The 18298-nt window shown below is 71.9% G+C and carries 20 protein-coding genes (1 of these 20 cut by a window edge); 7 read left to right on the top strand and 13 right to left on the bottom strand.

What is annotated here, in order from left to right:
• Window positions 1-521: the 3' portion of a YbhB/YbcL family Raf kinase inhibitor-like protein gene (locus ABD954_RS26885; protein WP_345489759.1), read on the top strand. The gene continues 13 nt to the left of window position 1, outside the view; the window shows 521 of its 534 coding nt (coding positions 14-534); the start codon falls outside the window, past its left edge; its stop codon occupies window positions 519-521.
• A 160-nt stretch (window positions 522-681) separates the two neighbouring features.
• Window positions 682-1188 carry an HNH endonuclease gene (locus ABD954_RS26880; RefSeq protein WP_345489757.1) on the top strand — a complete coding sequence of 169 codons (507 nt, stop codon included), beginning with the start codon at window positions 682-684 and terminating at the stop codon, window positions 1186-1188.
• A gap of 52 nt (window positions 1189-1240) precedes the next feature.
• Here the strand turns inward: ABD954_RS26880 and ABD954_RS26875 are convergent, their stop codons facing one another.
• Window positions 1241-2014, bottom strand: coding sequence for a sulfite exporter TauE/SafE family protein (locus ABD954_RS26875; protein ID WP_345489755.1), 774 nt, complete (start codon window positions 2012-2014; stop codon window positions 1241-1243).
• A 276-nt stretch (window positions 2015-2290) separates the two neighbouring features.
• On the opposite strand from ABD954_RS26875, the gene ABD954_RS26870 reads away from it, so the two are divergent.
• A complete protein-coding gene (locus ABD954_RS26870) occupies window positions 2291-3289 on the top strand; it encodes an IS481 family transposase (RefSeq protein ID WP_345489753.1) in 999 nt (332 codons plus the stop codon).
• Here the strand turns inward: ABD954_RS26870 and ABD954_RS26865 are convergent.
• From ABD954_RS26865 to ABD954_RS26855, 3 genes are all read right to left on the bottom strand, one after another.
• Entirely contained in the window at window positions 3286-4236 is a 951-nt protein-coding gene (locus ABD954_RS26865) for an SPFH domain-containing protein (protein ID WP_345489751.1), read from the bottom strand. The two genes, ABD954_RS26870 and ABD954_RS26865, sit on opposite strands and share 4 nt — an antisense overlap.
• 183 nt (window positions 4237-4419) lie before the next feature.
• On the bottom strand, window positions 4420-4848 hold the full coding sequence (locus ABD954_RS26860) for an NfeD family protein (protein ID WP_345489749.1): 429 nt from the start codon (window positions 4846-4848) through the stop codon (window positions 4420-4422).
• Window positions 4849-4958: 110 nt separating this feature from the next.
• Window positions 4959-5756 (bottom strand): ABC transporter ATP-binding protein, encoded by a 798-nt coding sequence (locus ABD954_RS26855; protein WP_345489748.1) that lies wholly within the window; start codon window positions 5754-5756, stop codon window positions 4959-4961.
• A 154-nt stretch (window positions 5757-5910) separates the two neighbouring features.
• Between ABD954_RS26855 and ABD954_RS26850 the strand changes: the two genes are divergently transcribed.
• A complete protein-coding gene (locus tag ABD954_RS26850; protein ID WP_345489746.1) occupies window positions 5911-6702 on the top strand; it encodes a hypothetical protein in 792 nt (263 codons plus the stop codon).
• A gap of 120 nt (window positions 6703-6822) precedes the next feature.
• On the opposite strand, the gene ABD954_RS26845 is transcribed toward ABD954_RS26850, so the two are convergent.
• The 3 genes from ABD954_RS26845 to ABD954_RS26835 form a co-directional block, all read right to left on the bottom strand.
• Window positions 6823-7068, bottom strand: coding sequence for a chaplin (locus tag ABD954_RS26845; protein ID WP_345489744.1), 246 nt, complete (start codon window positions 7066-7068; stop codon window positions 6823-6825).
• A 129-nt stretch (window positions 7069-7197) separates the two neighbouring features.
• On the bottom strand, window positions 7198-7848 hold the full coding sequence (locus tag ABD954_RS26840) for a response regulator (RefSeq protein WP_345489743.1): 651 nt from the start codon (window positions 7846-7848) through the stop codon (window positions 7198-7200).
• Window positions 7841-8986 carry a GAF domain-containing sensor histidine kinase gene (locus tag ABD954_RS26835; RefSeq protein WP_345489741.1) on the bottom strand — a complete coding sequence of 382 codons (1146 nt, stop codon included), beginning with the start codon at window positions 8984-8986 and terminating at the stop codon, window positions 7841-7843. The genes ABD954_RS26840 and ABD954_RS26835 overlap by 8 nt, the downstream gene beginning before the upstream one ends.
• A gap of 520 nt (window positions 8987-9506) precedes the next feature.
• Here ABD954_RS26835 and ABD954_RS26830 point away from each other — a divergent pair.
• Window positions 9507-10244, top strand: a complete 738-nt coding sequence (locus ABD954_RS26830) for a transglycosylase SLT domain-containing protein (RefSeq protein ID WP_345489739.1) — start codon at window positions 9507-9509, stop codon at window positions 10242-10244.
• Between the two features lie 108 nt (window positions 10245-10352).
• Here ABD954_RS26830 and ABD954_RS26825 read toward each other — a convergent pair whose 3' ends face one another.
• Window positions 10353-12935 (bottom strand): ABC transporter ATP-binding protein/permease, encoded by a 2583-nt coding sequence (locus ABD954_RS26825; RefSeq protein WP_425584070.1) that lies wholly within the window; start codon window positions 12933-12935, stop codon window positions 10353-10355.
• Between the two features lie 232 nt (window positions 12936-13167).
• Here ABD954_RS26825 and serB point away from each other — a divergent pair, with 232 nt between their 5' ends.
• Window positions 13168-14400: a phosphoserine phosphatase SerB gene (gene serB / locus ABD954_RS26820; RefSeq protein WP_345489735.1), complete on the top strand. Its 1233-nt coding sequence runs from the start codon at window positions 13168-13170 to the stop codon at window positions 14398-14400.
• 75 nt (window positions 14401-14475) lie between these two features.
• Here serB and ABD954_RS26815 read toward each other — a convergent pair whose 3' ends face one another.
• The 4 genes from ABD954_RS26815 to ABD954_RS26800 all read right to left on the bottom strand — a co-directional run bounded on the left by ABD954_RS26815 (window position 14476) and on the right by ABD954_RS26800 (window position 17051).
• Complete coding sequence (locus ABD954_RS26815) at window positions 14476-14997, bottom strand: SixA phosphatase family protein (protein WP_345489733.1); 522 nt, start codon at window positions 14995-14997, stop codon at window positions 14476-14478.
• Between the two features lie 35 nt (window positions 14998-15032).
• Window positions 15033-15278, bottom strand: a complete 246-nt coding sequence (locus ABD954_RS26810; protein ID WP_345489731.1) for a hypothetical protein — start codon at window positions 15276-15278, stop codon at window positions 15033-15035.
• A gap of 178 nt (window positions 15279-15456) precedes the next feature.
• Window positions 15457-15573, bottom strand: a complete 117-nt coding sequence (locus ABD954_RS26805; RefSeq protein ID WP_345489730.1) for an SGM_5486 family transporter-associated protein — start codon at window positions 15571-15573, stop codon at window positions 15457-15459.
• A 17-nt stretch (window positions 15574-15590) separates the two neighbouring features.
• Complete coding sequence (locus tag ABD954_RS26800; RefSeq protein WP_345489728.1) at window positions 15591-17051, bottom strand: CynX/NimT family MFS transporter; 1461 nt, start codon at window positions 17049-17051, stop codon at window positions 15591-15593.
• Between the two features lie 85 nt (window positions 17052-17136).
• Here ABD954_RS26800 and ABD954_RS26795 point away from each other — a divergent pair, with 85 nt between their 5' ends.
• Complete coding sequence (locus tag ABD954_RS26795; protein WP_345489726.1) at window positions 17137-17835, top strand: FadR/GntR family transcriptional regulator; 699 nt, start codon at window positions 17137-17139, stop codon at window positions 17833-17835.
• 27 nt (window positions 17836-17862) lie between these two features.
• Here the strand turns inward: ABD954_RS26795 and ABD954_RS26790 are convergent, their stop codons facing one another.
• A complete protein-coding gene (locus ABD954_RS26790; RefSeq protein ID WP_345489725.1) occupies window positions 17863-18255 on the bottom strand; it encodes a hypothetical protein in 393 nt (130 codons plus the stop codon).
• Window positions 18256-18298 lie beyond the last annotated feature (43 nt).

Here is an 18298-nt window from a genome sequence, read left to right as displayed (position 1 = left end):
AGAGGGCGCCGCTCCCGCACGACTTCCACCCGGCGGTGCCGTCGTTCACGGTGGTGAGCGAGGACGTCGAGCAGGGTGGGTTCCTGAAGGACGCTCAGGTGTACGCGGAGGGGAACACCTCGCCGCAGCTGCGCTGGGAGGGGTTCCCGGCGGAGACGAAGAGCTTCGCGGTGACCTGTTTCGATCCGGACGCGCCGACGGGGAGCGGGTTCTGGCACTGGGTGCTGTTCGACATCCCGGCGTCGGTGACGGAGCTGCCCGCGGGTGCGGGCTCGGGTTCGTTCGAGGGGCTGCCGGCGGGTGCCGTGCACGCCCGCAACGACTACGGGTCGAAGGACTTCGGCGGGGCGGCGCCGCCGAAGGGGGACGGTCCGCACCGGTACGTCTTCACGGTGTACGCGGTGGATCAGGAGAAGCTCGGTCCTGACGCCGACGCGTCGCCCGCCGCGGTGGGCTTCAACCTGCGTTTCCACACGCTGGGGCGTGCGCAGTTGGTGGCGGAGTACGAGCACCCCGCGTAAAGCTCAGCGTTCGTCCGTTGTTTGCCCGCTTCTGGTCTTGGAGAGATCAGAAGCGGGCATCTTTCTTTGCGCGGATATTGCGTTGTCCTACCCGGCGCGCCCGGCCAGAGTTGATCCAAGCCCGCCGCGGGGGTGGGCCGGCACACGGGAGGTGGGCACTATGCGGGACACGCTGGTTCTGAACGCGAGCTTCGAGCCGCTTTCGACGGTCACACTCAACCGTGCGGTGGTGCTTGTCCTGCAGGACAAGGCCGTCGTGGAGCAGGAACACCCCGGTCTGCGCGTGCGGGCGGCTGCTGTGGACATGCCGGTGCCCCGGGTGATCAGGCTCTGCAGGTACGTGCGGGTGCCGTTCCGAAGACAGGCGCCGTGGTCGAGGCGGGGTGTGCTGGTCAGGGACCAGCACCGGTGCGCGTACTGCGGGAGGCGTGCGACGACCGTGGACCACGTGGTGCCGCGGGCTCAGGGGGGCGGGGACAACTGGCTGAACACGGTGGCCTCGTGTGCGGAGGACAATCACCGTAAGGCGGACCGGACGCCGGAGCAGGCGGGGATGCCGTTGCTGCACCAGCCGTTCGTGCCGTCGCCGGCGGACGCGATGCTGTTGGCGCTGCGGGCCGCGGAGCGGTCGGAGCTGCCGGACTGGCTGGCCGGGCAGGCCGCGTAGGCAGGTGGTGCAGTCGTGTGGGCCCGCCCCGGGTAGGGGGCGGGCCCCGCCGTCATTTCAGGGTGAGCTGGAGGATGGCGACGACGCCGACGGCGATGATGACTCCGCGCAGGACGGTGGGGGGCAGGCGTCTGCCGACCTTGGCGCCGATCTGGCCGCCGATGGTGGAGCCGACGGCGATGAGGAGGACGGCGGTCCAGTCGAAGTCGGCGACGAAGAGGAAGAAGACGGCGGCGACGCCGTTGACGACGGCGCCGAGGATGTTCTTGACGGCGTTGATGCGCTGCAGGGTGTCGTGGAGCAGCAGGCCCATGAGGGAGATGTAGAGGACGCCTTGGGCGGCGCCGAAGTAGCCGCCGTAGACGCTGGCGAGGAAGAGGCCGACGAGGAGGGCGGCGCCGCCGTGGGGGTGGGCGGTCGTGCCGGTGGCCTCGCGGCGGCGCCGGACGGCGGCGGAGATGCGGGGCTGGAGCAGGACGAGGACCAGGGCGATGCCGATGAGGACGGGGACGATGGCGTCGAACGCCTCGGAGGGCAGGGCGAGCAGCAGGACGGCGCCGACGAGTCCGCCGAGGAGGGCGGCGCCGCCGAGGCGGAGGACGCGGGTGGTCTGGCCCTTGAGTTCGCTGCGGTAGCCGATGGCGCCGCTGATGGAGCCGGGGACGAGGCCGAGGGCGTTGGACACGTTCGCGGTGATCGGCGGGAGTCCGGTGGCGAGCAGGACCGGGAAGGTGATGAGTGTTCCCGATCCGACGATGGTGTTGATGGTGCCGGCCGCGGTGCCGGCCGCGAAGACCGCGAGCATTTCCCAGATGGACAAAGCCATCTCCTTATGGGTTCGGTGAGTCGCCTCCCCGCCCCGCCTGTCGGTCGGGGTCGAGGGGCTCGTCAACGATCATGCCCGAGATTACGTGTACGTGTCAGTCATCTTCTGCGGTCGAACGTGGCCGGAACCGGGCGGGAGGCCGGGGTGGCGCCGTCTAGTTGTTCTGTCCGGGGAGGTTGTGAACGGTGAGCCAGGTCTCGGCTGGGGAATCTTGAACGGGTGAGGGCCTTCCGGTTCGGTGTGGATTGCGACGTCTACACCAACAGAAAGGCCCTCGTGCCCCACCGTAATGCACCCCTGACCGAGACCGGACGGCTGCGCCTGGCCCGTTGCGTGGTCGAGGACGGCTGGACTCTTCGCCGGGCCGCCGAACGCTTCCAGGTCTCGCCCACCACCGCCCAGCGGTGGGCCGACCGCTACCGGCAGCTGGGCGAAGCCGGCATGCCCGACCGCTCCAGCCGCCCACGCACGAGCCCGAACCGCACTCCCACCCGCACCGAGCGACGGATCATCAAGGTCCGCCTGCTGCGCCGATGGGGACCGGCCCGCATCGCGCACTTCCTGCACCTGGTGCCCTCGACCGTGCACCGCGTCCTGACCCGCTACCGCCTGGCCCGTCTGTCCCATCTCGACCGTGCCACCGGCCGCGCGGTGCGCCGTTACGAACGCGACCGGCCCGGCGAACTCGTCCACGTCGACATCAAGAAGCTGGGCAACATCCCCGACGGCGGCGGACACAAGATCCACGGCAGGAGCCAGGGCGGCCGCAACAGCTCCGCGCACCGTGACCCCTCTCGACCCCGCACCCGCCACGGCCGCCCCAACCTCGGCTACAGCTATCTGCACACCGCCGTCGACGACCACTCCCGCCTCGCCTACAGCGAGATCCTCACCGACGAGAAGAAGGAGACCGCCGCCGGCTTCTGGCAGCGCGCCCATGCCTTCTTTCGCCAGGCCGGAATCACCGTCGAGCGGGTCCTGACCGACAACGGCTCCTGCTACCGCTCACACGACTGGCGCGACACCCTGGCCGCGGCCGGAATCGTCCACAAGCGCACCCGGCCCTACCGGCCACAGACCAACGGCAAGGTCGAACGCTTCAACCGCACCCTGCTGGAGGAATGGGCCTACGCCCGCCCCTACCGGTCAGAAGCCGAACGGCAGGCAGCGTTCCCGCAATGGCTGCACACCTACAATCACCACCGCGGACACACCGCGCTGAAAGGGCAACCACCCGCCAGCCGCGTCCCCAACCTCACAGGTCAATACATCTAGTCGACGGGGGGCTCTTCGCGGCGCTCGGGACCGCTGCCCGAGCCGTTGCCCTTGGTGTTGAAGCCGGGGACCCCGGGGGCGACGTTGCCGAAGGCGCCGGAGAGGCCCTTGAGGGCGTCGCCGATCTCGCTGGGCACGATCCAGAGCTTGTTGGCGTCGCCCTCGGCGATCTTCGGGAGCATCTGGAGGTACTGGTAGGAGAGCAGCTTCTGGTCGGGGTCGCCGGCGTGGATGGCCTCGAAGACCGTACGGACGGCCTGGGCCTCGCCCTCGGCCTTGAGGGCGGCGGCCTTGGCCTCGCCCTCGGCGCGCAGGATCGCGGACTGCTTCTCGCCCTCGGCGGTGAGGATCTGGGACTGGCGGATGCCCTCGGCGGTGAGGATGGCGGCGCGCTTGTCGCGGTCGGCGCGCATCTGCTTCTCCATCGAGTCCTGGATGGAGGTGGGCGGTTCGATGGCCTTGAGCTCGACGCGGTTGACGCGGATGCCCCACTTGCCGGTGGCCTCGTCGAGGACTCCGCGGAGGGCGGCGTTGATCTCCTCGCGGGAGGTGAGGGTCCGCTCCAGGTCCATGCCGCCGATGATGTTGCGCAGGGTGGTGACGGTGAGCTGCTCGATCGCCTGGATGTAGCTGGCGACCTCGTAGGTGGCGGCGCGGGCGTCGGTCACCTGGTAGTAGATGACGGTGTCGATGTTGACGACCAGGTTGTCCTGCGTGATGACCGGCTGGGGCGGGAAGGGGACGACCTGTTCGCGCAGGTCGATCCGGTTGCGGATGCGGTCGATGAACGGGACGACGATGTTCAGTCCGGCGTTGAGCGTGCGGGTGTAGCGGCCGAAGCGTTCCACGATGGCGGCGCTGGCCTGCGGGATGACCTGGATCGTCTTGATCAGGGCGATGAAGACAAGCACCACCAGAATGATCAGGACGATGATGACTGCTGACATCGTGTTCCCTGTGCCCTTCGCTGCCGGTTGTTCACCAGATGATGATCGTGATGATCGAGTCTCCCAGACGCGGGAGGGTCATGGGCGAGGTTCGGTCAGACGGTGATCGGTCCGGTGCCGGTCGTCGGCCCGTCGGGTGACGGCCGGTCACCTGGCGGGGCTGCTGGACCGGTTGACGGGCGGTCACATGACGACGGCGGTCGCCCCGTCGATGTCGACGACGTCGACCTGTTCGCCCGGTTCGAAGCTCTGACCGGAGTCGAGGGTGCGGGCGGACCAGATCTCGCCGGCCAGCTTGATGCGGCCGCCGTTGCCGTCGACCCGTTCCAGGACGACGGCTTGGCGGCCTCTCAGGGCGTCCACACCGGTGGCGTGTCCGGGGCGGCCGTCGCGGTGCCGGGCCGCGAGCGGGCGTACCACCGCGATGAGGGCCACGGAGACGACCGAGAAGACGACCACCTGGGCGACGACGCCGAAGCCGAGGGCGGCGGTCACGGCTCCGGCGACCGCGCCGACGGAGAGCATGCCGAGCTCGGGCATCGCGGTGAGGACGAGGGGAATGCCGAGCCCCACCGCGGCGATCAGCCACCAGATCCACGCATCGATGTCCACGTGGTCATGGTAGGGCGGCGGGGCATTCCGGGACAGGGTGCCGGAGGGCGGAGGAAGGCGGAGGAGTGCGGACGGGGGCGCGGTGCTGTGCGGTCACGACGCCCCGGCCGTCACTTCAGCGGCAGGCCCTGCGCGGTGTAGCGGTCGCCGCGGTGCTCGACGACGAGCGGCAGGCCGAAGCAGTGGGAGAGGTTGCGGGAGGTGAGCTCGGTCTCCATGGGGCCGGCGGCGAGCACCTTGCCCTGACGGATCATCAGGACGTGGGTGAAGCCGGGGGCGATCTCCTCGACGTGGTGGGTGACCATGATCATGGAGGGCGCGTAGGGGTCGCGGGCGAGCCGGCCGAGGCGGCGGACCAGGTCCTCGCGGCCGCCGAGGTCGAGTCCGGCGGCGGGCTCGTCGAGGAGGAGCAGCTCGGGGTCGGTCATCATCGCGCGGGCGATGAGGGTGCGCTTGCGCTCGCCCTCGGAGAGGGTGCCGAACCTGCGGTCCAGGTAGTCGGTCATGCCGAGGCGGTCGAGGAAGGCCTTGGCGCGCTCCTCGTCGACCGGGTCGTAGTCCTCGTGCCAGGTGGCGGTCATGCCGTAGGCGGCGGTGAGGACGGTCTGGAGGACGGTCTGGCCCTTGGGGAGCTTCTCCGCCATGGCGATGCCGGCCATGCCGATGCGGGGGCGGAGGTCGAAGACGTCGGTGCCGACGCCGCCGAGGCGCTCGCCGAGGACGGTCGCCGTTCCCTTGGTGGGGAAGAGGTAGCTGGAGGCGATGTTGAGGAGGGTGGTCTTGCCCGCGCCGTTGGGGCCGAGGATGACCCAGCGCTCGCCCTCCTTGACCGACCACGAGACCTCGTCCACCAGAGCCCGTCCGTCGCGGACCACGGATACGTCCACCAGCTCCAGTACATCGCTCATGAGCGCGTTGTCTCCCCTTGCGGTCGAGTCGTGTCGTCGCCTTGCGCCTGTGGGCGCGGCGTCCAGGGAAAACCTACGCCACCGGCGGGGCGGGCCGGTCCTTAGGGCTTGCTTTGCGCCTTCGGGGCCCGTACGAGTCCCTACGCTGGGGGGCATGCTTTCGGAACCACGCTCAGGACGTCTGGCCGCCTGGGGCAATGCCCTGCTGGCCGGGGCGGTGTCGCCGGACGATGCGGCGCTCGCGATTGTCGGGGAGGACGCGGTGCACCGCGTGGAGGGGCTGCCGGGCGAGGCGGGGCCGGTGGGCCTGACGCTGGCGCTCGGGCGGCTGCGGCGGCTCGGGGTGACCGGGTGGCGGGTGGCGCTGCCCGCGCCGGGGCATCCGCTGGGGCTGAGCGGTCCGCCGGAGTTCAACGCGCGGGCGCTCGAGGCGGAGGAGGCGGTGGTGGGCTTCGGCGCGCCGTACGGGCTGGTGCCGGAGGTGACGGAGGCGGGGCCGGCGGGTGATGTGCACGTGGAGGTCGTCTGGCACGTCCTGACCGTGCGGGAGGCGCCGCCGGCGGACGTGCCGTCGCTCGGGGAGGCGGAGCGGGAGCTGGCGGAGGCGCTGCGGGAGGCGACCACGGTGCTGACCCGCCTCGACGTGGCGGCCTCCGGTCCGGCGGCGGAGGCGGCGCGCGACGCCTACCGCGCGCGTGCCGAGCCCGGCCGCGAGGTCCTGGCCCCCGGCTATCCCCCGCGCGCGGTCCGTGTCCTGGAGCTGGCCCAGCGCGTCGGCCTGCTCGTCGACCTGGCGTACGACCACGGTCACGGCGGCGCGGTGAGTGCCTCGGAGATGGCGGCGCGGGGCGCGGCGCTGCGGCCGGTGGAGCGGGTGGCGCGGCGGGCGCAGGTCGCGGCGTACAACGCGTACGTGGAGGAGAGGGAGCGGGAGGGCGGCCGCTAGGCGGGCGGTGCGGGCGGCCCGCCGGTGTCCCGTTCCGGGTGCGGACCGGGAGGCGTGCGTCGGGGGGATGGGGAACCGGCCCCTGGGGGATCGTCCAGGGGCCGGTGGTTCAGCGGGGCGTCAGTGGTTGACGGCGCCGTTGCCGAAGGCCGGGTTGAGCAGGCCGATCACGTTGACCGTGTTGCCGGAGACGTTCACGGGGACGTGGACCGGGACCTGCACCAGGTTGCCCGAGGCGACGCCCGGGGAGTGGAGGGCCTGGCCGTGGGCGTGCGCGCCGCCGTGGGCGGAGGCGACGCCCGCGCCGGCGGCGACGATGCCACCGGCGACCATGGTGAGGGCAGCGGCCTTCTTGAGGTTGTTCACTTCGGGATCCTCCTGGTCATCGCTGCGGCCGGTCCGCCGCAGCACGCCATGGAGAACTCCGGCACCCCCGGTTCGTTACGCCGAACGGGGGACGTCCACCCGACAGTATGAAAATGGGAACGGCCGTGCCTACGAGGTGAGGCCGTGCCGTACGGCCCAGAGCGCGGCCTGGGTCCGGTCCGCGAGGTCCAGCTTCATGAGGATGTTGGAGACGTGCGTCTTCACCGTCTTCTCGGACAGGACGAGCGCCCGGGCGATCTCCCGGTTCGAGCGGCCGTCGGCGATCAGGCCGAGGACCTCCCGCTCCCGCTCGGTCAGCGAGGAGCCGCGGCCCGTGCCGCCGCCCTGGCCCTGGTCCTCCTGGCTGAGGAGCGCGTCGGCCACCTCGGGCTGGAGCAGGACGTGGCCGGCGTGGACGGAGCGGATGGCGCCGGCGAGGGCGTCGGGGTCGATGTCCTTGTAGACGTAGCCGGACGCGCCGGCGCGCAGCGCGGGGACGACCGTGCGCTGCTCGGTGAAGCTGGTGACGATCAGGACGCGGGCGGGGTTGGCGAGCTCCCGCAGCCGGCGCAGCGCCTCGATGCCGTCGGTGCCGGGCATCTTCACGTCCATGAGGACGACGTCGGGCCGCAGCTCCTCGGCGGCGGCGACGCCCTCGGCGCCGTCGGAGGCCTCCCCCACGACCTCTATGTCGTCCTGGACCTCCAGGAAGGTGCGCAGGCCGCGGCGGACGACCTGGTGGTCGTCGACGAGCAGGACACGGATGGTCTTGTCAGCCACCGGGGACCTCCATCTCGATCGTGGTGCCCCGGCCTGGGGCCGATGTGACGGTGAGCGTGCCGCCGACTCCGGCGGCGCGGTCGCGCATGGAGACCAGGCCGAGGTGGCGGCCGGCGGTGCGGACCGTGGCGGGGTCGAAGCCCCGGCCGTCGTCGGTGACGGTGAGCCGTGCTCCCGGGCCGTTGCGGCGGAGGGAGACGGAGACGAGGGCCGCGTCGGAGTGGCGCAGCGCGTTGTGCAGGGCCTCCTGGGCGACGCGGAGCATGGCCTCCTCGTGGGCGGCGGGCAGTGCGCGGACGCCGGTGCTCTCGAAGGTGACCCGGGCGGTGTGGGCGCGGTCGAGGACCTGGACCTGGGTGCGCAGGGTATGGACCAGGCCGTCCTCGTCGAGGGCGGCGGGGCGCAGCTCGACGACGGCGGCGCGCAGCTCGTCGGCGGCCTCGGCGGCGAGCTCGGCGACCTGCTGGAGCTCGCCCTTGGCGCGGGCGGGGTCGCGGTCGACGAGGGCGGCGGCGGCCTGGGCGGTGAGCCGGAGGGAGAACAGTTTCTGGCTGACGGCGTCGTGCAGCTCGTGGGCGAGGCGGGAGCGCTCCTCGGCGATGGTGAGCTCGCGGCTGCGCTCGTAGAGCCGGGCGTTGGTGAGGGCGATGGCGGCGTGCTGGGCGAGGAGGGTCAGGAGCTCCTCGTCCTCGGCGGTGAAGCCGCAGCCGCCGGACGGGGTGGGGCAGCGCTTGTTGGCGAGGAAGAGGGCGGCGAGGATCTCGTCCCCGTCGCGGACCGGCAGGCCCAGGAAGTCGGACAGCTCGGGGTGGGCGTCGGGCCAGCCTCCGAAGCGGGGGTCCTTGCGGACGTCGTCGAGGCGCTCGGGCTCGGCCTTGTGGAGCATGGCGGCGAGGATGCCGTGCTGGCGGGGCAGGGGGCCGATGGCGTGCCACTGCTCGTCGCTGACGCCGTCGACGACGAACTGGGCGAAGCCGCCGTGGTCGTCGGGGACGCCGAGCGCCGCGTACTCGGCGTCGAGCAGGTCGCGGGCCGAGGCGACGATCGTCTGGAGGACGTCGCGCACCTCCATCTGGCGGTTCATCGCCAGCAGGGCGCTGCTCACGGCGGCCAGGCCGGAGCTCGGTCGGTGGCTCATGCGCTCACCGTACCGGCGGGGTGTGACGGTCCGTATCCGCCCGGGGACGGCCGTCGCCTAGGTCCAGCGGCGTAGGCCGCGTCCACGGGCGAGCCCCGCCGGACCGGTGCCGGCGGCGGCCGGGGTCGCTCGGCGGGACCTCGGGCGGGGCCGGGGACGACCTCGGCAGGAGGCCGGGCGGGGCCCTCTCCTCCCTGAGGAGGAGGCGCCTCACTGTGTGCATTGCAGGCGCAACAAGCGGTGAGGTTGTTACGTGACCGATGTGAGCCCGCGCATAGGACCCACATCACTTACGAATCCCCCTAGTGGACGGGTAAAGGCGAGATCAGCGCTGCCGCACCTGGTCCCGGAGCCCCCGGCGGCCGCCCCGGCGGGCCCCCTGATCCACTACCGGGGATCGTACGTCACACCTTTGCCACAGGTTTTTGCTGCCGCTAAGAATTGCGTCCGTCGCCGCCGAGCAAGGCGCAGCGCCGCCCGGCCTGAGCGACCCCCCAGCGATTCGAAGAGGTAGTCCTGCATGTCTGCGAACACCCCTGGCCACAGTCGTGGTCTGAAGAAGACCCACAAGGCCACGATCGCCGGCGTCGCCGCTCTGAGCGCCGCGGCGCTCGGCTTCTCTCTCATCCCTGGCAACGCTTCCGCCGAGGTCGAGCCCCAGGCCCTCGCGAACACCCAGCAGGTCGCGTGGTCCTACGACGCGAACAGCCCGCAGGCCAAGGCCATGGCCGCCAGCCTGAACGAGCAGACCTCCGCCTTCGCCCTCAAGGCGAAGCAGGAGGCCGCCGCCAAGGCCAAGGCCGCCGCCGAGGCGCAGAAGAAGGCCGCGGCGGCCGCCAAGGCCGCCGCCGCGAAGAAGCAGGCCGAGGCCGCGGCCAAGAAGCGCGCCGCCGAGAAGGCCGCCGCGAGCCGTGCCGCCGCCCGCACCCCCGTCTTCGCGAACAACCTCGACGGCTGGATCCGCGAGGCGCTGCACATCATGAAGAAGCACAACATCCCCGGCACCTACGAGGGCATCCACCGCAACATCATGCGGGAGTCCAGCGGCAACCCCCGTGCCATCAACAACTGGGACATCAACGCCATCAACGGCGTCCCCTCGAAGGGCCTGCTCCAGGTCATCTACCCGACCTTCAAGGCGTACCACGTCCCGGGCACCAAGTTCGACCAGTACGACCCGGTCGCCAACATCGTCGCCGCCTGCAACTACGCGGCCGACCGCTACGGCTCCATGGACAACGTCAACAGCGCGTACTGAGCCGACGGCCGGGACACGCTGGACATGCCGAAGGGCGGCACCCCGTGCGGGGTGCCGCCCTTGGCGTGCGTACGGACCGGCTGGCCGGGCGTACGGACCCGGTCCGCGCTACTTGCGCATGACCTCCGGCTCGTGGCGGCGCAGCAGCCGCGCCACGAGGACGCAGCAGACGGTGGCCATGAGCAGCTGGATGCCGAGGTCCATGCTCCACTGCGCGACCGAGTGCTCCCACAGCGGGTCGGTGTTGCCCGGGTTCTTGTGGTCCCACGGCGGCATCAGGCGACCGAGGTCGAGCGTGGTGCCGGCGCCGGCGATGCCCCAGCGCGACGGCATGAGCCAGGCGAACTGCTCCAGGCCGGGCGAGCCGTAGACCTGGAAGAGGATGCCGGTGAAGACGACCTGGATGATCGCGAACATGACCAGGAGCGGCATGGTCTTCTCGGCGGTCTTCACCAGCGAGGAGATGACCAGGCCGACCATCATCGAGGTCAGGCCGAGGCCGATGACCTGGATGCACAGCTCGACGGCCGGCGGCATGAACAGGCCCTCCGCCGGCAGCTCGCGGGTGGAGAAGCCGATGCCGCAGATGATCACGCCCTGGAAGGCGGTGATCAGGCCGAGGACGATGACCTTGGACATCAGGTACGCGGAACGGGACAGGCCGGTGGCGCGTTCCCGCTCGTAGATGACCCGTTCCTTGATCAGTTCTCGTACGGAGTTGGCCGCGCCCGAGAAGCACATGCCGACCGCGAGGATCAGCATGATCGTGCCGGCGTCGCCGTTGTAGCGGGACGGCGGCGTGGGCTTGCCGAGGCCGAAGTCGGCGGGGATGACCACCGAGACCGCACCGAGGACGGCGGGCAGGATCACCATGAGGGCGATGAAGCCGACGTCGGAGGCGATCACCGACACGTAGCGGCGGATCAGGGTCCACAGCTGCGAGCCCCAGCCCTGCGGCTTGGGCGGGCGGGCCAGCGCCTGCTGGGCCTGCTGCGGCAGCTGGACCGGCTGGGCGGCGACGGCGTCGATCTCGGCCGCGTACATCTGGTAGTGCTGCGAGCCCTTCCAGCGGCCCGCCCAGTCGTAGTCGCGGTAGTTCTCGAACGCGGAGAAGACGTCGGCCCAGGTGGAGTAGCCGAAGAAGTTCAGCGCCTCGTCCGGCGGGCCGAAGTACGCCACCGAACCGCCGGGCGCCATCACGAGCAGCTTGTCGCACAGGCCCAGCTCGGCCACCGAGTGGGTGACCACGAGGACCGTGCGGCCGTCGTCGGCGAGGCCGCGCAGCAGCTGCATGACGTCGCGGTCCATGCCCGGGTCGAGACCGGAGGTCGGCTCGTCCAGGAAGATCAGCGACGGCTTGGTCAGCAGCTCCAGGGCGACGGAGACGCGCTTGCGCTGGCCACCGGAGAGGGAGGTGACCTTCTTCTCCTTGTGGATGTCGAGCTTGAGCTCGCGCAGCACCTCGCCGATCCGGGCCTCGCGCTCGGCCTCGGCGGTGTCGCCGGGGAAGCGGAGCTTGGCCGCGTAGCGCAGCGCCTTCTGGACGGTCAGCTCCTTGTGCAGGATGTCGTCCTGCGGGACCAGACCGATGCGCTGGCGCAGCTCGGCGAACTGCTTGTAGAGGCTGCGGTTGTCGTACAGGACGTCGCCCTGGTCGGCGGGCCGGTAGCCGGTGAGCGCCTTGAGCAGGGTCGACTTTCCGGAGCCGGAGGGGCCGATGACGCCGATCAGCGACTTCTCCGGGACGCCGAAGGTGACGTCCTTGAGGATCTGCTTGCCGCCGTCGACGGTCACCGTGAGGTGGCGGGCCGAGAAGGAGACCTCGCCGGTGTCGACGAACTCCTCGAGCTGGTTGCCGACGATCCGGAAGGTGGAGTGACCCACGCCGACGATGTCGTTGGGGCCGAGGAGGACGGTGCCGCCCTTGGGGATCGGCTGACCGTTGACGTACGTGCCGTTGTGCGAGCCGAGGTCGCGGATCTCGAAGCGGCCGTCGGGCGTCGCGTGGAACTCGGCGTGGTTGCGCGAGACCTGCAGGTCGGAGACGACGAGCTCGTTCTCGAGCGCGCGGCCGATGCGCATGACGCGGCCGAGGTTGAGCTGGTGGAACGTGGTCGGGCTGCGGTCGCCGTGCATCGGCGTCGCGCCCTGCGGGCCGGCCTGCTGGTGCGGGACCTTCGACGCGTAGACCTCCTGCGGGGTCTGCGGCGGGGCCTGGTGCTGCTGCTGCGGGGCGGCCTGCGGTGCCTGGTGCGGCTGCTGCTGCCAGCCCTGCTGCTGCGGCGGGGCCTGGTGGGTGGCCCAGTCGGCCGGCGCGGCCTGGTGCGGCGCGGCCTGGTGGGCCGGCTGCTGCACGGGCTGCTGGGCCTGCTGCGGGACCGCCTGCTGGGCCGGGGCCCCGGCGGCGGCGAGGTTCAGCCGCGGCCCGTCGGTGGCGTTGCCCAGGTGGACGGCCGAGCCGGGGCCGATCTCCACCTGGTGGACGCGCTGGCCCTGTACGAACGTGCCGTTGGTGGAGCCGTGGTCCTCGATGACCCAACTCCGGCCGCCCCAGCTGATGGTGGCGTGCCGCCACGAGACCCTGGCGTCGTCGATCACCAGGTCGCCCTGGGGGTCGCGGCCGAGGGTGTACGACCTGGACGGATCGAGGGTCCAGGTCCTTCCATTCAATTCCAGTACGAGTTCTGGCACTCCATGCCCCACTACTTGTCCCCCGATGCACCCCCGTCGTCGGGAGCCCAGGGATGGTGAACATCCTGGGGAACTATTTCAGGCCCCGGCCCGTATCCGAAAGTCGGGCCGCGTGAAGAGCTTGCGTACGTGCACAGGCCGGGCCTTTCGGGCGAGTCCGGGGCCGTGCGGGTGTCCGTCAGGCGGGACGGGGGGCCGGGTGGCACCCGGTGCCCGATACGGTGGAAGGACCATGAGCGCATCGCAGACATCGGACGTCCCCGCCTCGGACGTGCCCACTCTTCTCGTCAAGATCTTCGGGAAGGACCGTCCCGGGATCACCGCCGGACTCTTCGACACCCTCGCCGCCTATTCCGTCGACGTCGTGGACATCGAGCAGGTCGTGTCGCGCGGCCGCCTCGTGCTGTGCGCGCTCGTCACCGAGCCGACCGTCGCCAGCCAGGGTGAGCTGCGGGCGACCGTGCACAGCTGGGCGGAGTCCATGAAGCTCCAGGCCGAGATCATCTCGGGCACCGGCGACAACCGTCCGCGCGGCGAGGGACGCTCGCACGTCACCGTGCTCGGGCACCCGCTGACCGCCGAGCAGACGGCGGCCATAGCGGCCAGGATCGCCGGGAGCGGCGGCAACATCGACCGCATCTTCCGGCTCGCCAAGTATCCGGTGACGGCCGTCGAATTCGCCGTCTCGGGCTGTGCGACGGAGGCGCTGCGCACCGCGCTCGCCACCGAGGCGCACTCGATCGGCGTCGACGTGGCCGTGGTCTCCGCCGGGCTGCACCGGCGGGCCCAGCGGCTCGTCGTGATGGACGTCGACTCCACCCTGATCCAGGACGAGGTCATCGAGCTGTTCGCGGCCCACGCGGGCTGCGAGGACAAGGTCGCCGAGGTGACGGCGGCGGCGATGCGCGGCGAGCTGGACTTCGAGCAGTCCCTGCACGCGCGGGTGGAGCTGCTGGCCGGACTCGACGCGTCCGTGGTGGACAAGGTCCGCGAGGAGGTGCGGCTGACGCCGGGTGCGCGCACCCTGATCCGTACGCTCAAGCGGCTCGGCTACCAGGTGGGTGTCGTCTCCGGCGGATTCACGCAGGTCACGGACGACCTGAAGGAGAAGCTGGGGCTGGACTTCGCCCAGGCGAACACCCTGGAGATCGTCGACGGCAGGCTCACCGGCCGGGTGACCGGGGAGATCGTGGACCGGGCGGGCAAGGCGCGACTGCTGCGCCGCTTCGCCGCCGAGGCCGGGGTGCCGCTGGCGCAGACGGTGGCGATCGGTGACGGCGCCAACGACCTGGACATGCTGAACGCGGCCGGCCTCGGGGTGGCGTTCAACGCCAAGCCGGTGGTGCGCGAGGCGGCGCACACGGCGGTCAACGTGCCGTTCCTGGACACCGTGCTCTACCTCCTCGGGATCACCCGCGAGGAGGTCGAGGCCGCGGACGGCGGCGCGGAGGACCTGCTGCACTGAGGCACGCGTGCGCCTCGCGGCGCGCGTACGGGAAGGGCCCGGCCGTCACCTGACGGCCGGGCCCTTCGCCGTCGCTCAGGAGTGCGGGGCCCAGAAGTCGACGAGGGTGGCGTCCATGCCGTGCTCGACGGACTTCCAGGTGCCGTCGAAGGTGAGGACGGCGAAGGCGGCGGTGGGGAAGCCGCCGCGGTTCATGCGGGCGAGGGCGTCGCCCTCGGAGGCGCCGGCGAGGGCGTCGGCCAGCGCGTGCATCCCGGGGTTGTGGCCGACCAGCAGGAGGTTCGCCACGGTGTCGGGGGTCTCGTTGACCAGGGCGATGAGCTCGCCGAGCGATGCCTCGTACAGCCGCTCCTCGTACACCGTCCTGGGGCGCTCGGGCAGCTGGGCGGCGGCGAGCTTCCAGGTCTCCCGCGTCCGTACGGCGGTGGAGACGAGGGCCAGGTCGAAGCCGATGCCGCTGTCGGCGAGCTTGCGGCCCGCGGCGGGGGCGTCCTGGCGACCGCGATCGGCGAGCGGGCGCTCGTGGTCTGAGGTCTGGGGCCAGTCCGCCTTGGCGTGTCGGAGGAGCACGATCCTTCGGGGTGTGTCGACGCTCATGCACCACAGCTTCGCATGAATCGGCCCTGCTCGACTCAGAGAGGAAGGGTTTGCTGGATCCGTGCCAGGAGGCCCCCGATTCCGGGGTCGGCGCCCGCCGCGTGGGCGTGGCCCGGGTCCGTGACGAGGACGAAGAGGGCGGCGAAGGCGAGGACGGGGAGGGCCAGCGCCCACCAGGGCAGCCGGGTGTCGACGCCGGCCGGGGCGGCGCGGACGTCGCTTCGGGCACCGGTGTGGTTTCGCGCCGTCGTGCCTCGCGCCGTCATGGCTCGCGCCGTCATGGCCGCCTCCGTGGATGGGATCCGTCCGGGACGGGATCCACCTGCGCCGGGATCCCTCCGCTCGCTGCTTCGGTCCCACCGTACGGAGTGCTCGGGCCCCGGCCCATCAGGTGATCCACCCACTTCACCCTGACGCCCGCCCCCTAGGGGACGGGGGGACAGCCCTACCCCCGGCGGTTCAGGGAGAGGCGAGGGAGGCGATGACGGCGATGACGACCGTGATGCCGATCATCGTGCCGAAGACGATGAGCAGCTTCTTCTGGCCGTTCGGGGGGTTCGGTTCGAGTACGGGCATGGGAACAGTCTCGCATCTCAGCATTCGTCCTCGACCGTCCGGTCCCGGCCCGCGAGGCTGCCGACGATCATCTGCGGGATCATCAGGCCGCCCATGAGGGCGATGGGCAGGCCCCAGCCGCCGCTGTGCTGGTAGAGGACGCCGACGAGCAGCGGTCCGGGGATGGAGAGGAGGTAGCCGACGCTCTGGGCGAAGGCGGAGAGCCGTACGACGCCGGCGCCGGTGCGCGAGCGCATCCCGATCATGGTGAGGGCGAGCGGGAAGGCGCAGTTGGAGACGCCCAGGAGCAGAGCCCAGGCCCAGGCGCCGGCGGCGGGCGCGAAGTACAGACCGGTGTAGCCGCCGAGGCCGCACAGGCCGAGGGCGACGACGATGGGGCCCTGGTTCCGCATCCGGGAGGCGAGCCCGGGGATGACGAAGGCGAGCGGCACGCCCATCACCATGGTGACGGCGAGCAGCACGCCCGCGGTGGAGGCGGGGACGCCGGCGTCGCGGAAGATCTGCGGCATCCAGCCCATGGTGATGTAGGCGCCGGTGGCCTGGAGGCCGAAGAAGGCGGCGAGGGCCCAGGCGGTGCGGCTGCGGGTGATGCGCGGCGCAGCGGCGGCCGGGGTGGCGGTACCGGCGGCACCCGCGCGCGCGGCCGGGGCAGCGGCGCCCGCGCGCACGACGGGAGCGGTGGCGCCCGCGCGCGCTGCGGGGATCACGGCACCCGCGCGCGTGGCGCCGTCCTCGTCGCCGGCTTCCCGGCCCGGCTCCCGGCCGGCAGCGGCGTCCGTGTCCTGGCCCGCGCTTCGGCCCACGGCGGTGTCCGTGCCCCGGTCTCGCCCGCGGTCGCGCAGCAGCGGCAGCCAGGGCAGGACGGCGAGGGCGGCCAGGGCCGCCCAGATGCCGAGGCCGAGCCGCCAGCCGCCGCCCAGGGCCGCGGTCATCGGCACGGTGGCGGCGGCGGCCAGGGAGGTGCCGAGGGCGAGGGCCATGGAGTAGAGGCCGGTCATGCTGCCGACGCGGTCGGGGAAGTACTTCTTGACGAGGACCGGCATGAGGACGTTGCTGAGCGCGATGCCCATGAGGGCGAGCGCGCTGGCGGCGAGGAAGCCCGCGGTGCCGCCGGCGAGGGGGCGCAGCAGCAGGCCCGCGAGGATCAGAGCCATGCCGGCGCAGACCACGGCCGCGGGGCCGAAGCGCCGGGCGAGGCGCGGGGCGGCGATGCCGAAGACGGCGAAGCAGAGCGGCGGTACGGAGGTGAGGACGCCGGCCACGGTGCCGCTCATGTGGAGGTCGGCGCTGACCTCTTCGAGCAGGGCGCCGAGGCTGGTGATGGCCGGGCGCAGGTTGAGGGCGGCCAGGACGAGGCCGACGACGACGAGCCGGACGACCCAGCGGGCGGGGCCGGCCGGTGCGGGAGAATCGGCGGCGCCCCGGTCGGTGCGGGCCGTCCGGAGGGCGGGTGCGAGGGTCTGCGGCTCGTCGGGCATGGGGCCCATCATAGAATCATGGGATGATTGGTTGTCCAATTTCGAACCAATCTCCGACCCTCCCCTACGGAACGGCAGGTGCAGCATGGCGCTCGGCCATCCCCGGCGTACCGGGCTCTCCGATCAGGTGATCGCCGAGCTGCGGAACCAGATCACCTCCGGCGAGTGGCCGGTGGGGTCGCGGATCCCGACGGAGCCGGAGCTCGTCGAGCAGCTGGGCGTGGCCCGCAACACGGTGCGGGAGGCGGTCCGCGCGCTCGCGCACAACGGGCTGCTGGACATCCGGCAGGGCTCGGGCACCTATGTGGTGGCGACGAGCGAGCTGGCCGGGGTGATGCACCGCAGGTTCGCCGGCTCCGATCCGCGGCACGTCGCGGAGCTGCGCTCCACGCTGGAGTCCTCGGCGGCCCGGCTCGCGGCGCGGCGGCGCACGGACCGGGACCTCAAGCAGCTGGACGCGATGCTCCTGAAGCGCGAGGAGGCGTGGGCCTCGGGCGACGCGGAGGAGTTCGTGACGGCGGACGCGGCCTTCCACCACTGTGTGGTGGTGGCCTCGCACAACGAGGTGCTGACGGAGCTGTACGCGGACCTCGGGCACGTGCTGCGCGAGTGGCTGCGGGAGGACGTGGGGCGGGAGCTGCGGCCGGAGAACCACATGGACCACGCGCGTCTGGTGGAGGCGATCCGCGCGGGCGACGCGGAGCGGGCGGCGGCGGAGGCGGCGAGCTATCCGTTCCAGTGCCTGAGGGACCCGGGGCGGGACACCGGGCCGCCTACGGCCTGACGTGACGCGGGACGGGCCCCGTCGGCCCTACCCGCGCCCCGCCGGCTCGTGGGTGATCCAGGCCGAGCCGACCTCCTTCCAGCAGCGGCCGGTCACCCGGGCGTAGTCGGCCGGGGCGACGGCGACGGGGGCGCTGTCGGTGTCGAGGTCCCACCAGCGGGCGCATTCGACGTGCAGCCGGACCCGGTCGGTGTCGGGATAGGGGTTGCGGCAGTACGCCGTGACGTGGGAGCCCTCGACGACGATGCCGCAGGAGGCGCCGAAGTTCTCGCGCTCGCCGGCGGCGGCCGCCGTGACGGCCCCGGCGTCGGAGCCGTCCACCGGGGCGGGAACGGCCCGCACCTCGGCCGCGACGGCGGTGCCGGTGAGGAGGGCGGCGGCCGTGGCGAAGGCGACGGTCCCGCGGTGCAGCACGCGCATGCCCGTACCTCCTCCCCGAGCGGTAGCCGGAACGTCACGCCCT

It is taken from the genome of Streptomyces roseoviridis (genome assembly GCF_039535235.1).
Classification (GTDB): Bacteria; Actinomycetota; Actinomycetes; order Streptomycetales; family Streptomycetaceae; genus Streptomyces; species Streptomyces roseoviridis.
This window is presented reverse-complemented; position numbering and strand designations above follow the sequence as displayed.

Coding starts and splice junctions, on each gene's coding strand:
- ABD954_RS26880 (WP_345489757.1), top strand. CDS start 682: ATGCGGGACACGCTGGTTCTGAACGCGAGCTTCGAGCCGCTTTCGACG.
- ABD954_RS26875 (WP_345489755.1), bottom strand. CDS start 2,014: ATGGCTTTGTCCATCTGGGAAATGCTCGCGGTCTTCGCGGCCGGCACC.
- ABD954_RS26865 (WP_345489751.1), bottom strand. CDS start 4,236: ATGTCAGCAGTCATCATCGTCCTGATCATTCTGGTGGTGCTTGTCTTC.
- ABD954_RS26855 (WP_345489748.1), bottom strand. CDS start 5,756: ATGAGCGATGTACTGGAGCTGGTGGACGTATCCGTGGTCCGCGACGGA.
- ABD954_RS26850 (WP_345489746.1), top strand. CDS start 5,911: ATGCTTTCGGAACCACGCTCAGGACGTCTGGCCGCCTGGGGCAATGCC.
- ABD954_RS26835 (WP_345489741.1), bottom strand. CDS start 8,986: ATGAGCCACCGACCGAGCTCCGGCCTGGCCGCCGTGAGCAGCGCCCTG.
- ABD954_RS26830 (WP_345489739.1), top strand. CDS start 9,507: ATGTCTGCGAACACCCCTGGCCACAGTCGTGGTCTGAAGAAGACCCAC.
- serB (WP_345489735.1), top strand. CDS start 13,168: ATGAGCGCATCGCAGACATCGGACGTCCCCGCCTCGGACGTGCCCACT.
- ABD954_RS26815 (WP_345489733.1), bottom strand. CDS start 14,997: ATGAGCGTCGACACACCCCGAAGGATCGTGCTCCTCCGACACGCCAAG.
- ABD954_RS26810 (WP_345489731.1), bottom strand. CDS start 15,278: ATGACGGCGCGAGCCATGACGGCGCGAGGCACGACGGCGCGAAACCAC.
- ABD954_RS26805 (WP_345489730.1), bottom strand. CDS start 15,573: ATGCCCGTACTCGAACCGAACCCCCCGAACGGCCAGAAGAAGCTGCTC.
- ABD954_RS26800 (WP_345489728.1), bottom strand. CDS start 17,051: ATGCCCGACGAGCCGCAGACCCTCGCACCCGCCCTCCGGACGGCCCGC.
- ABD954_RS26795 (WP_345489726.1), top strand. CDS start 17,137: ATGGCGCTCGGCCATCCCCGGCGTACCGGGCTCTCCGATCAGGTGATC.
- ABD954_RS26790 (WP_345489725.1), bottom strand. CDS start 18,255: ATGCGCGTGCTGCACCGCGGGACCGTCGCCTTCGCCACGGCCGCCGCC.